The 12,419-nt window shown below is 44.7% G+C and carries 15 protein-coding genes; 7 read left to right on the top strand and 8 right to left on the bottom strand.

All coding sequences use genetic code 11. The features are described 5' to 3' along the window. Positions 1 to 371 precede the first annotated feature (371 nt). The 3 genes from thiI to pomA all read right to left on the bottom strand — a co-directional run bounded on the left by thiI (position 372) and on the right by pomA (position 3,703). Positions 372 to 1,820: a tRNA uracil 4-sulfurtransferase ThiI gene (gene thiI / locus AACT21_RS00315; protein ID WP_094164625.1), complete on the bottom strand. Its 1,449-nt coding sequence runs from the start codon at positions 1,818 to 1,820 to the stop codon at positions 372 to 374. Positions 1,821 to 1,982: 162 nt separating this feature from the next. Next, positions 1,983 to 2,927: a flagellar motor protein MotB gene (locus AACT21_RS00310; protein ID WP_017044193.1), complete on the bottom strand. Its 945-nt coding sequence runs from the start codon at positions 2,925 to 2,927 to the stop codon at positions 1,983 to 1,985. Positions 2,928 to 2,938: 11 nt separating this feature from the next. Beyond that, a complete protein-coding gene (gene pomA, locus AACT21_RS00305; protein ID WP_013857399.1) occupies positions 2,939 to 3,703 on the bottom strand; it encodes a flagellar motor protein PomA in 765 nt (254 codons plus the stop codon). Between the two features lie 353 nt (positions 3,704 to 4,056). On the opposite strand from pomA, the gene xseB reads away from it, so the two are divergent. From xseB to dxs, 3 genes are all read left to right on the top strand, one after another. After that, positions 4,057 to 4,299 (top strand): exodeoxyribonuclease VII small subunit, encoded by a 243-nt coding sequence (gene xseB / locus AACT21_RS00300; protein ID WP_010319093.1) that lies wholly within the window; start codon positions 4,057 to 4,059, stop codon positions 4,297 to 4,299. 148 nt (positions 4,300 to 4,447) lie between these two features. Continuing rightward, positions 4,448 to 5,332 carry a (2E,6E)-farnesyl diphosphate synthase gene (gene ispA, locus AACT21_RS00295; RefSeq protein ID WP_013857402.1) on the top strand — a complete coding sequence of 295 codons (885 nt, stop codon included), beginning with the start codon at positions 4,448 to 4,450 and terminating at the stop codon, positions 5,330 to 5,332. A gap of 19 nt (positions 5,333 to 5,351) precedes the next feature. Beyond that, positions 5,352 to 7,235 (top strand): 1-deoxy-D-xylulose-5-phosphate synthase, encoded by a 1,884-nt coding sequence (gene dxs, locus AACT21_RS00290; protein WP_017049457.1) that lies wholly within the window; start codon positions 5,352 to 5,354, stop codon positions 7,233 to 7,235. A gap of 109 nt (positions 7,236 to 7,344) precedes the next feature. Here dxs and truC read toward each other — a convergent pair whose 3' ends face one another. Together truC and AACT21_RS00280 are read right to left on the bottom strand one after the other, a co-directional pair. Further along, positions 7,345 to 8,067 (bottom strand): tRNA pseudouridine(65) synthase TruC, encoded by a 723-nt coding sequence (truC, locus tag AACT21_RS00285; protein WP_094164624.1) that lies wholly within the window; start codon positions 8,065 to 8,067, stop codon positions 7,345 to 7,347. Beyond that, a complete protein-coding gene (locus tag AACT21_RS00280) occupies positions 8,061 to 8,381 on the bottom strand; it encodes a YqcC family protein (RefSeq protein ID WP_088728693.1) in 321 nt (106 codons plus the stop codon). Before AACT21_RS00280 ends, truC begins: the two co-directional genes overlap by 7 nt. 122 nt (positions 8,382 to 8,503) lie before the next feature. Between AACT21_RS00280 and AACT21_RS00275 the strand changes: the two genes are divergently transcribed. Together AACT21_RS00275 and AACT21_RS00270 are read left to right on the top strand one after the other, a co-directional pair. Then, the gene (locus AACT21_RS00275; RefSeq protein WP_094164626.1) at positions 8,504 to 9,547 is read left to right on the top strand and encodes a DUF3549 family protein; all 1,044 of its coding nucleotides are present in this window, start codon (positions 8,504 to 8,506) and stop codon (positions 9,545 to 9,547) included. Between the two features lie 11 nt (positions 9,548 to 9,558). Continuing rightward, positions 9,559 to 9,858: a DUF3301 domain-containing protein gene (locus tag AACT21_RS00270; protein WP_094164623.1), complete on the top strand. Its 300-nt coding sequence runs from the start codon at positions 9,559 to 9,561 to the stop codon at positions 9,856 to 9,858. On the opposite strand, the gene AACT21_RS00265 is transcribed toward AACT21_RS00270, so the two are convergent. Further along, entirely contained in the window at positions 9,818 to 10,330 is a 513-nt protein-coding gene (locus tag AACT21_RS00265) for a GNAT family N-acetyltransferase (RefSeq protein WP_013857407.1), read from the bottom strand. The genes AACT21_RS00270 and AACT21_RS00265 overlap by 41 nt on opposite strands. 868 nt (positions 10,331 to 11,198) lie before the next feature. Here AACT21_RS00265 and AACT21_RS00260 point away from each other — a divergent pair. Continuing rightward, positions 11,199 to 11,486 carry a hypothetical protein gene (locus tag AACT21_RS00260; protein WP_013857408.1) on the top strand — a complete coding sequence of 96 codons (288 nt, stop codon included), beginning with the start codon at positions 11,199 to 11,201 and terminating at the stop codon, positions 11,484 to 11,486. A 7-nt stretch (positions 11,487 to 11,493) separates the two neighbouring features. Next, positions 11,494 to 11,943: a YaiI/YqxD family protein gene (locus AACT21_RS00255; RefSeq protein WP_026027673.1), complete on the top strand. Its 450-nt coding sequence runs from the start codon at positions 11,494 to 11,496 to the stop codon at positions 11,941 to 11,943. Between the two features lie 51 nt (positions 11,944 to 11,994). On the opposite strand, the gene ykgO is transcribed toward AACT21_RS00255, so the two are convergent. Further along, positions 11,995 to 12,120, bottom strand: a complete 126-nt coding sequence (ykgO, locus tag AACT21_RS00250) for a type B 50S ribosomal protein L36 (protein WP_010319082.1) — start codon at positions 12,118 to 12,120, stop codon at positions 11,995 to 11,997. 3 nt (positions 12,121 to 12,123) lie between these two features. Further along, positions 12,124 to 12,378, bottom strand: coding sequence for a type B 50S ribosomal protein L31 (locus tag AACT21_RS00245; RefSeq protein ID WP_010319081.1), 255 nt, complete (start codon positions 12,376 to 12,378; stop codon positions 12,124 to 12,126). Between the last annotated feature and the right edge of the window lie 41 nt (positions 12,379 to 12,419).

Here is a 12,419-nt window from a genome sequence, read left to right as displayed (position 1 = left end):
ACACTCAAAAATTAGATTAGTTTTTTTAATCTGAAACATTATAAATTGTCCATTGCCGAGCGGCTAGAGAAATTCTATATTTCACCCCGCAACAAGGCCTGAACGGCTTGATTCAGTTATGAATCAATTGGCTTTTGTTGCGATGTTGTGTTTGCAAACTCGTATTTCGAGTGAGGTAGAATTCTACCATCCTGTTTTGTGCAGTTATCCCCTGCACCAAAACATATACTTCCTGTATTTATTGTTTGACCTGTCTGTCAAATTCTTTAGCACCGCCCTTGGGCGGTGTTTTTTTATGTCTGTGATTAAGTCGAAGCCATAAAAAACCGCTCACGAAAACGTGAGCGGTCGATTCTGTATCGAGATAACGATTAAGGTCGATATACCTTGATGTTGTTAAAGCCTTGCTCTTTCAAATACAAAGCTTGAAGCCGGCTCATCACACCGCGCGCACAATATAAGAGATATGTTTTCGATTGATCCAAATCGCCAAACTGAGTCGATAACTTGTAGAAAGGTAAATGTTTTACTTCCACACCTTCAATCAGCAGTGGCTTGTCATCTTCTTCATCTGGGCTACGAATATCAAGTACCACCGCATCTTTTTCGATAGCGGTCACTTGTTCAACTTCAGGTGCTTGCTCTTGGCTCTCTTTCTCAATATCACGAATATCCATTTGACGAGCGTTGTAAACTACGTGCTCTAGGATTGAGAAATCAAACTTCGCTTCTTCGGCTTCTAATTTCGCTTTCACCGCTTTAACTGTTGGGCTTTTTGAAATAACCCCACAGTATTCTGGCATCGTTTTGGCGAAATCTTCTGTTCCAATCTCGCGCGCCACTTTAATAATCTCTTCTTTGTCCCAGTTGATGAGAGGACGTAAAATTAAAGTATCTGTCACACCATCAATATGACGAAGATTAGTTAGAGTTTGGCTCGAAACTTGACCCAACGCTTCTCCGGTCACTAAAGCTTCAATATTTAACTTATGAGCTATCATGCCTGCGGCGCGCATAAACATACGTTTTAGCACCACACCCATTTGGCCATCGTCTACTTTTTCTAAGATTTCAGCCACCACTGGCTCGAAATCGACCGAGATAAAACGCACTTTGGCTGAAGAACCGTATTTATTCCACAAATAATGGGCCACTTGCTTTACACCAATTTCATGCGCTGGGCCGCCTAAATTGAAGAAGCAATAATGCACTTTTGAGCCACGTTTGATGTGTAAATAGCTTGATACACCCGAGTCAAAACCACCAGAAATCAAACTCAATAAATCTTCTTGAGTGCCAAGCGGGAAACCACCTAAGCCTTTATAACGGGCAATCACTTGATTGAGCAATTCATCGGCTATTTCAATATTGATGGTAACGTCTGGGTTTTTTAGTTGAACTTTTGCACTATCAACTGCTTGGTTTAAACCACCACCAACATAACGCTCAACATCGATTGAGGTAAAATCATGCTTTCCTCGACGCTTAGCACGCACGACAAAAGTTTTTCCTTCGATGTTATTACGGCTGAGTGCTAACACTTGCTCGTAAATATCATGCATATCCTTAAACTCAGATTGCTGCACTTCGAGCACTTGCTGGATGCCTGGAGTATGAGTCAGAATTTCAAGGACTTCTTGATAGTATTGGTCACTTTGCGCAGCCACTTCAATGTGATCGCGACGGTTAAATACCGCGACTGACTCTGTTCTTCGTTTGATGATATTACGAATATTGGACTCTAAAATTTTTGTGAAGCGCTTGCGTACTGAGTCACTTTTAACAAAAATTTCCGGATGGGGCTTAACAATAAATTTCATAGTTCTATTCGCAATCTGATTGGGCAACGTGGTGAATCAATGGGTCGCATTCTGCTTGCTACTGATACACCGCTAAGGGCGCAGGATTATACACGAGGTGATAACCATAAAAAAGACGAGCCTTAGCGCTCGTCTATGTGTTTTTACATAATCCAACGTAACTTACTGAACGGATGGAACTTCATCACTGTACAGCGGTTCACCTTGCATGATACTGATTTCTACTCGGCGGTTGCGTGAACGTTCACTTTCCGTATCGTTAGAGCCGACTGGGTCGGTATCGGCCATACCACGCACCCTGAGTCGTTGATGAGAAAACCCACGAACCTTTTCCATCTCTTGCGCAACAGAAACCGCTCGTTGAGCCGAAAGATCCCAGTTTGAGCGATACAATTCAGAATCGACACTTTGATTGTCGGTATGGCCAGAAATACGCACAATGCCCGGCACATCTTTAACCAGATCGGCAATTTGACGAACCAATGGACGAAACTTAGGTTGTAGAAATGCAGAACCTTCGGGAAACGCACCTTTTTCACGAATACGGATCACCAATTGCTGACCTAAGTTTTCAACTTCAATTGCGCCTTGTTCGATTTCTCTTGCTAACGCTTTTTTGATGTCCTGTTCAACAATTTCCATCTCTTGCGACATAGATTCTGCTTGCTGTTGTTGCATTTCCGATTGAGTATTTTGATTATTCTGCGTTGAAGTTTCAGGGGATTGCCCCCCCGTCAATTGACCTTCTTCACGCTGAACACCACCCGCTCGATCTGAATCCCCTTCTTGAAACTCAAGTGTCTGCTGCGTGATATCAATGGTTTGTTGCATGATGACATCAATCGGTGTCGGCTCGGGGCGGCCTGGGCGAAACTCTTGTGCAATGATGCTTGTCCCTTTAGGAATGTCTTTCACTTCCAAACGATTTTGCACACCAAAAGCAAACTTCATCGAGCCCGCTATCTGTTTAAACTTCAGTACGTCCATCTCGGAAAAAGAGAGCAGTAGTACGAAGAAACACATCAACAGCGACATTAAATCGGCAAAGGTTCCCATCCACAACGGCAAGCCGGGAGGTGGGCATTTACAGCCTTCTTCATCATCCATTACAGGCTCCGTTATTCGCTATCAACATCTAAAACACGCTTGCCTTCATTGAGGTAGTTTTTCAGATAACTATCAATGACCCGTGGGTTTTGTCCATCCTGAATGGCCAGAACGCCATCCATGATTAAACGACGGTTAAGCTTTTCTTGATCTCGGCGCAAAGCGAGTTTGTCTGCAATCGGGAAAAAAATCATGTTCGAGAGAACAGCGCCGTACAAGGTAGTTAATAAGGCAACGGCCATCGCGGGGCCAATTGATTTGGGGTCATCCATGTTAGACAGCATGGCAACCAAGCCCACCAAAGTACCGATCATGCCCATCGCTGGCGCTACGTCACCAAAAGCACGAAATACGCCAGTTCCCTGTGAATGACGCTCATCAGTCAATACAATGTCTTTTTGCAACGCAGAACGCACCACGTCAGCATCATGGCCATCCACCAGCAAATCGATTCCCTTTTGCATGAAGCTATTGGTAATTTCCATCTCTTCTAATGCAAGAAAACCACCTTTCCGCGCCGCATCAGCCATTTCTACAATTTTCGCGATCAAATCTTCAGGTTCATCGGATTTGAACATAAATGCCTTACCTGCCACCTTGGCTGCACCGAAGAATTGTCCCATCGTGAACTTCATCAATACAACAAACATTGACCCACCCACTACGATCAAGATAGATGTGACGTCGAAGAACATCATTAGGCTTCCGCCTAAAATCATCGCCATGATAACGAAAGCGAGGCCTCCGATCAGGCCTATCAGCGTTGCTAAATCCACAAAGCACTCCTCATGCTGCTTACCCGCGATAATGAGTTTAAACTCGTTATCGGCAATAGATTCAAATCTTTAAGTAAATTATTGGATCATACCGAAATTCTCTCTATTCAGTTTATACCTAAACTGAGCAAAGATGCACTGTTGCCAGCACACTGATATGGCCAAGATTCTGAGTCACCGTCACTATTTCAGTAAATATCGGTCTGGTTGCTAAGTATCGTATTATTATTTTTATTATTTGTGATAGTGACAGTTCCAAAAGAGGGACTTTTCAGACAAAAATCGTTGGTTAAATTTGACCATCACTACGCCCTAAGGTAACTTTCGTGCATATTTACCAAGATAAAAAGATTATGGCGAGCAAGAAACCTGAAAATATGTCCTTCGAAGCGACAATCGAAGAACTTGATAGCTTAGTGGAACAGCTAGAAAATGGCGATTTAGCCTTAGATGATGCGCTAAAAAAATTCGAGCGCGGAATATCCCTTGCTCGTGCTGGACAAAGTAAGTTAAGTGAAGCGGAGCAGCGAGTCAGTATTTTGCTCAGTGCGAGCGATGACGCGCCACTCTCTGACTTTACTGAACTACCTGAGTAATAGGCACGTATTACTGATACATACTTATTACTGACTCATATTTATCGATCTCATCGCTCGCTATGTGACATGAACCTGTCAATTAAGTCACAGGGAAACGGTCGATCGTAACCTAGTAGATACCACAACTTAGTAGAAAGAGTGCCCTATGATTGAGGCTCTGAGCTCCTATCAGCAAAGAAATATTGACCAATTAAACCTTTGGTTAGGCCGTTTACCGCACCAAAAACAACCGTTGATTGACGCGATGCGCTACGGTTTGTTACTTGGCGGCAAAAGAGCTCGACCTTATTTGGTGTATATCACAGGGCAAATGCTTGGTTGTACGCCAGATGAACTCGATACCCCAGCCTGCGCAATAGAATGTATTCATGCTTACTCATTGATCCACGATGACCTTCCCGCGATGGACGACGATGAATTACGTCGCGGTAAAGCCACTTGTCACATCGAATTTGACGAAGCCATCGCGATTTTAGCGGGCGATGCCCTGCAAACACTGGCCTTTACTATTTTGGCAGAAGGTCAACTCGCCGAACATGCGCAAGTCAACCGCATTAAGATGGTCCAAATGTTGGCTCAAGCTTCCGGTGCTCAAGGTATGTGTATAGGGCAAGCGTTGGATCTGCAAGCGGAAAATCGTCTGGTTTCAGTGCAGGAATTAGAAGAGATCCATCGCAATAAAACGGGAGCCTTGATGCGTTGTGCAATCCGTTTAGGTGCGCTTGCGGCTGGTGAAAAAGGGCTTGCGGTACTACCACAATTGGATCGCTATGCCGATGCCGTTGGTCTCGCATTCCAAGTTCAAGATGATATTTTGGATATCGTTAGCGATACTGAGACATTAGGTAAACCCCAAGGCTCGGATCAACAACTCAATAAAAGTACCTACCCAGCGCTGCTAGGGTTACAAGGTGCTATTGATAAAGCACAAAGTCTGTTACAGGAAGCTCTTCAAGCCTTGGAAGCAATACCCTACAATACAGAATCACTCGAAGAGTTCGCCCGATACGTCGTCGAGCGCAAGAACTAAACTATAAGCGCGCAAAATTATGACTCTTGATATTTCAAAATACCCAACACTGGCTTTAGCAAATACACCCGATGAACTGCGCAGTCTGCCGAAAGAGGTTCTGCCAACGTTGTGTGATGAATTAAGAAACTACCTTCTTAATTCCGTCAGTCAGTCGAGTGGCCACCTTGCGTCAGGCTTAGGCACGGTTGAATTAACGGTTGCCCTACACTACGTCTATAACACCCCTTTCGATCAGCTGATTTGGGATGTAGGCCACCAAGCTTACCCGCACAAAATATTAACTGGTCGCCGCGAGAAAATGTCGACCATTCGTCAAAAAGACGGTCTTCACCCTTTTCCTTGGCGTGAAGAAAGTGAATATGACACGCTCTCTGTCGGCCACTCGTCCACCTCAATCAGTGCCGCCTTAGGGATGGCGATCAGTGCAGGTAAAGAAGGGAAAAATCGCAAAGTGGTGGGCGTGATTGGTGATGGTGCTATCACCGCAGGCATGGCCTTTGAAGCAATGAACCATGCTGGCGACGTTCATCCGGATATGTTAGTCGTGCTCAACGACAACGAAATGTCGATCTCTGAAAACGTGGGCGCACTGAATAACCATTTAGCGCAACTGCTTTCCGGTAGCCTTTATACCTCGATCCGTGAAGGGGGCAAAAAAGTGCTCTCTGGCATACCGCCTATCAAAGAGCTGGTACGCCGCACAGAAGAGCACTTGAAAGGTATGGTCGTACCCGGCACCTTGTTTGAAGAGCTTGGATTTAACTATATCGGCCCAGTCGATGGCCATGATGTGATTGAACTTATCAAGACATTACGCAACATGCGCGAGCTCAAAGGCCCGCAGTTTTTGCACATCATGACCAAAAAAGGCAAAGGTTATGAGCCCGCCGAAAAAGATCCGATTGGTTACCATGGCGTTCCTAAATTTGACCCGAGCCACACTAGCCTGCCAAAAAGCAGCAATGCTAAACCTACTTTTTCTAAAATCTTTGGCGATTTTTTATGCGACATGGCCGCGCAAGATCCAAAATTAATGGCGATTACACCCGCGATGCGCGAAGGCTCTGGCATGGTTCGCTTTTCAAAAGAGTTCCCACAACAATATTTTGATGTGGCGATTGCTGAGCAACATGCCGTCACCCTTGCGACAGGTATGGCGATTGCGGGAGATCATCCGATAGTGGCGATCTACTCAACCTTTTTACAACGGGGTTATGATCAACTGATCCACGATGTTGCCATCATGAATTTACCAGTTATGTTTGCCATTGACCGTGCAGGGTTAGTCGGAGCTGATGGCCAAACTCATCAAGGTGCGTTTGATTTAAGCTTCATGCGCTGTATTCCCAACATGGTGATCATGGCACCCGCCGATGAAAATGAGTGCCGACAAATGCTCTATACTGGCCATAAACACACCGGGCCAAGCGCCGTGCGTTATCCTCGTGGCAATGGCATGGGAGTCGAAATCCAAACCCAATTTAGTGCGTTAGAGATTGGCAAAGGACGCATTATGCGCCAATGTGATACGGCTATCGCGAATGAAAAAATCGCGATCCTCAACTTTGGCACTTTCCTACCAAACGCGCTTGAAGCAGCCGATAAGCTAAATGCAACAGTGGCTGACATGCGATTTGTTAAGCCCCTTGATGAAACACTCATTCGCCAACTGGCTGCGCAACATGATGTGCTAGTGACCTTGGAAGAGAATGCGATTGCAGGTGGTGCGGGTGCGGGTGTCATTGAATTGATGATGAAAGAGAAAATCCTAAAACCGGTACTCAATTTAGGTTTGCCTGATCAATTCATCGCTCAAGGCACACAAGAAGAGCTGCATGCAGAATTAGGTTTAGATGCCAAAGGCATCGAGCGTTCCATTCAAGAGTATCTAGCGAAGTAGCTCGTTTTTTTTTCACTGTCGGCTTTTATGAACTGAATGTCTTGATGAACTACACCACTTTCAGTTACATCCCAATACTCAAAACCCTCGCATCGCGAGGGTTTTGTTTTTATATCGGCTGGCTCCACTCAAACTGAGTAAACAGCCTTTGCCATACCTCATCAAAACCAGCTTTAAGCACTAATGCTTGGCCAGTAAACGGATGAGTAAAACGTAATTCAGAGGCATGGAGCATCAGACGCTGCGCGTCATAATGATCGCGAAATAGGCGGTTGTGCTTGCCATCACCATGAGTGGTATCACCAATAATCGGATGACTCAAATGGTGCATATGACGACGCAACTGATGTTTACGGCCCGTTTGCGGTTTCATTTCCACCAAACAGTAGCGGCTGGTTGGGAAACGCCCGGTTGAATACGGCACTTCTACTGTCGCTAATGGTTGATAAGCGGTGATCGCATCTTGGGCTTCTTTATCTTGTTTGGCAAACTTATCGGCAATTTTATCTAGCTCGATTTTGAGTGGGTAATCAAGCACATCCCCTCGTTCAATCCAACCACGCACAATCGCATGGTACGTTTTTTCCATTTGATGGTTGGCAAACATCGGCATCATTTGCGCCGCCACTTCACTGGAGAGCGCAAACACAAGCACGCCAGAAGTTGGCCTATCTAATCGATGTAGGGGAAACACATGCTGGCCAATTTGATCGCGCAGCGTTTGCATCACAAATTGCGTTTCGTGTTTATCTAACCATGAGCGATGCACCAGCATTCCTGCGGGTTTATTCACGGCAACCAAATCATCGTCCTGATACAGAATCTCTAACATGGTTGGCTTACCTCATCAATCAAACGTAGCAGCGCAATCACCTCAGCCAATTCCGCTTGATGTTGCCATGCCTCTTCAAAATAGGGAGTGAGCGAAAACCCTTGAGGAAGCTCTGCTTGCTGCTCAATTGCCAATAACATTTTGGGGATGAAAATCCACTGCAGCCACTGCTCCGGAGTGAGGGTATCGATGGAGAAAGGCTCTGTGCTCATCAATGCGCTTTCGCTTGGCGGCTGAGATTGCCAGCACTGAGAATTGCGTAACTGAGTTTCTAGTTGCTTCAACAGGTGGGTCAGTTCTGTGCTTACTGTCATTATTCACCAAGTTAATTTGCTAAGTGACCTTGAAAATGGGCTATAGAGTACCATTTATTGTTCAAAGAGAGTTATTGATCAAAAATAGTTATTCAAGAACACAAGTTAAGGCCACTTTATCCATGGATACCATTCATACGCTTAGCCAATTGCTCACCAATAGTGGTAGCCAATATCGGATCTTTGATTTAGGAAGACGCATCTGCCCGATTGAAAATACACACTTTTCTCAAGTAGAAAAAGGTCAACAACCGTATCCCTATCCATTGCAGCGTCATGCTCATCTTGCCATCGCGTATTGGAACCAAGCCCAACAACCTTGGATCTGGTTTCTTAAATTCTCTTTGGATGAACGCGGCCTACTCAAACAAGCTGAGATAGGTAACTTCATCAAGTTTGTACTTGAAGCGATGGGGTCACGTTTGCATCAAGACCTCAGCGATGAGCAGCAGCAAAAGCTTGCCAATAACCCTTATACCTTTAAACCGAGCGACGACAAAATGGCAGTATTCCATAGCCAAATACGCGCCCAGTTGAACCTACCATCAAGCCAATATTATGAGCATGCGCAACACTATTTTAGTGGGGATTTAGGCTGGGAAAACTGGCAGACGGTCGGCTTACAAGGCATTACTGATATTTGTGCGCGTTTAAGCAAAGAACAAAATAGCGTGTTACTAAGGAAAGCATTAAGCCACCTCCCCGCTCAGCCTTTGTATGCCCTGCTGGGGGCGCTCGAACATAGTGCACCGTTGAATGATAAGTTGGCGCTGCGTTTGCAAGAGATGGCAATGTTGCACATCGAAAGCCACGAACCTGATCTGTTCTTACTCTCTGCCTTAGTACGAGCCTTATCAGGTGCGAATAATGCACTCACCGCGACCTTGGTTGAACGTATTCTGCAAAGCCCACGCTTGAGCCATCAAGAGATATTAATTGCCATTGCAGGGCGCTCGTGGCATGTATTGTCTAACCCATTGCTTGCCGAAACGTTTTTATTACGCTTGGCGCAAACAGGCAATCAAACCCTCTTTAACCAGCTCTTTGCTGATTTAGTGATGCTGCCAGAACTGCGAATGGTACTGCTACCACTGCTGCATTCTAGCCCTTCGATCGAATTAGCCGATGCCTTAATTCGCTTACAGCAAGCGACCAAAACTCAATAACTGGAATGTTTATGCTAGGCGATCTATTGGCTATTTTATTACTCAGTTTGGGCTGCTTTCTTTTCTGGCAACAGCGTCGCCAAGCCGAATTGGCAAAAGCAGCGATCAGTCGAAAATGCGAACAACTCGACTTACAGCTGATCAGCGTTGCTTTTGGACGCCACAAATTCAAAACGCCAAAAGGACTCTGGCGTTGGCATACTGTTTATTGGTTTGAGTTTTCTGCACTAGGTGACGACTGCTACCAAGGTGAATTACAAATGATAGGCTTTAGGCCATCTGCTTTTCATTTGCCGCCTCATCGTATGTAAACTCAAATTCCCAATAAGGGCCAAAAACATCTTCTTTCTCACCCAACAGCTCAAAGCCGAGTTTTTTGAGTACCGCAATAGAGGCATGGTGGCCAATATTAGCAGTGGCTGTAATTTTTTGTCGTTGCAATTGGTAGGCTGCTTTAGGTAAAAAAGCCTTCAATGCCTCAGTTGCAATGCCTTTGCCCCAATACAATTTATCAAACAGAAAACCGAGTTCTGCTCGCTCTTCGTCAAGTTCAATGAACAAATGCCCCATGTATTCGCGGTTATAATTATCTAACACCGCCATTGCGTACAAATGAGGATCATGAAGCACTCGTTGAAAAAGCTGTTTTGCTGAAGCGACCGTTTTAGGGCCATTCATCTGTGCCCGATTTTTGGCGCAACAATTGAGCATCAAAAAATCAGACTCTAACGAATCGGTGTAAGGGAGAAGAAGCGTTCTTCTTGTTACGGTTGTCACGTACAATCCTTGTTAGCCGCAAAATAATACCGAAAGACTCAACTAGGCTCAGGGCAATACGCCTTAGCCCAAATAAAATCTGGTACTCTATTTTTGCAAAGAAGCCGAAAATTAAACCAACCGAACGATGAGGTAATTGATCTAGATTGTTTTTTTGTTGTTATTATTTTGCTGCACTTATCATATGAACTTTTTTTGAAGCAACAACACGCTAAAGCCAGAATGCAAGTAATAAGAAAAGCCTCAACACGCATGTGTCGAGGCTTAAAGTCTTACTCGCAGCAGTCCTGCTACTAAATTGTGTGCTCCATGCATCATCCATAATAGTGGCCAATTCTTCGGCTCATCCTGCATCGCCATCCTAGCGGTGTCCAAACTTTCCATGGTACTAACACTCCGGTCAATACTCATCACTTGTTCCTTGAGCGGTGTCCATAACATCATCCTGATGTTGTCCTGCCTTATCCACAAGGTGTCCATCGCCAATCCATGCAGCTCGCATCCTGCCAACTGTTGTATCCTTACGCTGTCCTAGCATCCTGCGTGGTTATTCTTCGTGAACAACCTTGTCTTCTTCCTGAAGAGACCAAACCTTGGTGCTTTGTAATTCCTTGTCAGAATCCTTCCGACAGGGTTCAATTTACTCGTTTGGCTTTAAGAAACAATCACCTAAAAATATCATTTTAAAAAAAACAACCTAAAGAAATAGATATATTAATTAAAAACAAATAGTTATAAAAAAATCACCACCAAACACTGCGTTAAACACTGTGATTTCTTACAAACAATGTGCGAGATCTCTTACAACACTTCGCCACTTTTGCTCTTGGTAAATAAAAGGTAAGATCACAGCAACTCACAAAAAGGACAACCTATGCTCACAAAAGATGTCACTCAAGAACTAGAAAGCATCTTGACTCTCTTACAACAACAGGGAAAGGAACCGAGTGTGGCCTTAGTAAAGTCACGTCTTAGCACCTCAGTGCCAATGCCAGCCTTGATTGCAACCATCAAAAGTTGGAAAAATGCACACCGAGTTCCCAAAGTAGAAGTGAGCGTTAGTACGGAAAATAGCGCGAACAAGGTAGCCGAACTTGAAACGCAACTAGCCGCTTTGTCAGCCCGAGTAGCAGCCCTAGAGGCACAACTAACCGAGAAGTAATTGAATGATGAAAATTTGGGTGGACGCCGATGCATGTCCGAAAGTAATTCGTGAAACGATTGTCCGCGCAGCCGAAAGGACGGGCGTTGAATGTACTTTTGTGGCCAATCATGTCGTTCCGATTCCGCAACGATCCAACATTCGTTCACTGCAAGTCCCCAGTGGTTTTGATGTTGCCGATAACGAAATCGTCAAACGGGTAGAAGTGGGCGATTTGGTAATTACTTCCGATATTCCACTGGCCGATGAAGTGATAACCAAAGGTGGCTTGGCGCTCAATTCTCGTGGTGAGCTGTATACCAAAGAGACCATCAAGGCACGCCTCAATATTCGAGATTTTATGGATACGATGCGATCAAGCGGTATCCAAACTGGTGGACCAAGTGCGCTTTCTCAAACAGAACGACGCGAATTTGCCAACCATTTGGATCGCATTTTGGCTAAAGCGAACAAATAACCACGTTTTGACGGTTGGACAATCACTAGCCTGTCCAACCGTTCCTCTTCATTAGCGCTGAACCGCCTTAAATCTTGGATTGGTTTTACAAATTACATATAAACGACCGCGTCTTTTGACGATTTGACAATCTGGATGACGTGATTTTGCGCTTTTTAATGAACTTAATACTTTCATAGTTTACTCCTTACCAAACTGAGCAAAGCGACGATTGAAATTCGCCACTCGTCCTTCTTTTTGAACAACTCGCTGCTTACCGGTGTAATACGGATGCGATTCAGACGACACATCTAAGGTGAAATAAGGATAGGTGTTGCCATCTTCCCACTCGATCGTCCGATCAGTTTTTAGCGTTGAACCCACAATAAAATACTTATCCACACTGGTGTCGTGGAAAACCACTTTTTGGTATGGCGGATGAATTCCGTCTTTCATCAATTTCCCCTCGCTTAAATTGTTATGTTATAACATGCCAA

The organism is Vibrio sp. V08_P9A1T1 (assembly GCF_963874405.1).
GTDB classification, from domain to species: domain Bacteria; phylum Pseudomonadota; class Gammaproteobacteria; order Enterobacterales; family Vibrionaceae; genus Vibrio; species Vibrio anguillarum.
The sequence above is the reverse complement of the archived record's forward strand: the minus strand, read 5'-3'. Positions and strand labels throughout refer to the sequence as shown.

What these genes read in the sequence shown, in the direction of transcription:
- dxs (WP_017049457.1), top strand. Translation starts at nt 5,352, where the DNA reads ATGACTCTTGATATTTCAAAATACCCAACACTGGCTTTAGCAAATACA.
- truC (WP_094164624.1), bottom strand. Translation starts at nt 8,067, where the DNA reads ATGTTAGAGATTCTGTATCAGGACGATGATTTGGTTGCCGTGAATAAA.
- thiI (WP_094164625.1), bottom strand. Translation starts at nt 1,820, where the DNA reads ATGAAATTTATTGTTAAGCCCCATCCGGAAATTTTTGTTAAAAGTGAC.
- xseB (WP_010319093.1), top strand. Translation starts at nt 4,057, where the DNA reads ATGGCGAGCAAGAAACCTGAAAATATGTCCTTCGAAGCGACAATCGAA.
- ispA (WP_013857402.1), top strand. Translation starts at nt 4,448, where the DNA reads ATGATTGAGGCTCTGAGCTCCTATCAGCAAAGAAATATTGACCAATTA.
- AACT21_RS00275 (WP_094164626.1), top strand. Translation starts at nt 8,504, where the DNA reads ATGGATACCATTCATACGCTTAGCCAATTGCTCACCAATAGTGGTAGC.
- ykgO (WP_010319082.1), bottom strand. Translation starts at nt 12,120, where the DNA reads ATGAAAGTATTAAGTTCATTAAAAAGCGCAAAATCACGTCATCCAGAT.
- AACT21_RS00255 (WP_026027673.1), top strand. Translation starts at nt 11,494, where the DNA reads ATGAAAATTTGGGTGGACGCCGATGCATGTCCGAAAGTAATTCGTGAA.
- AACT21_RS00260 (WP_013857408.1), top strand. Translation starts at nt 11,199, where the DNA reads ATGCTCACAAAAGATGTCACTCAAGAACTAGAAAGCATCTTGACTCTC.
- AACT21_RS00270 (WP_094164623.1), top strand. Translation starts at nt 9,559, where the DNA reads ATGCTAGGCGATCTATTGGCTATTTTATTACTCAGTTTGGGCTGCTTT.
- AACT21_RS00310 (WP_017044193.1), bottom strand. Translation starts at nt 2,927, where the DNA reads ATGGATGATGAAGAAGGCTGTAAATGCCCACCTCCCGGCTTGCCGTTG.
- AACT21_RS00280 (WP_088728693.1), bottom strand. Translation starts at nt 8,381, where the DNA reads ATGACAGTAAGCACAGAACTGACCCACCTGTTGAAGCAACTAGAAACT.
- AACT21_RS00245 (WP_010319081.1), bottom strand. Translation starts at nt 12,378, where the DNA reads ATGAAAGACGGAATTCATCCGCCATACCAAAAAGTGGTTTTCCACGAC.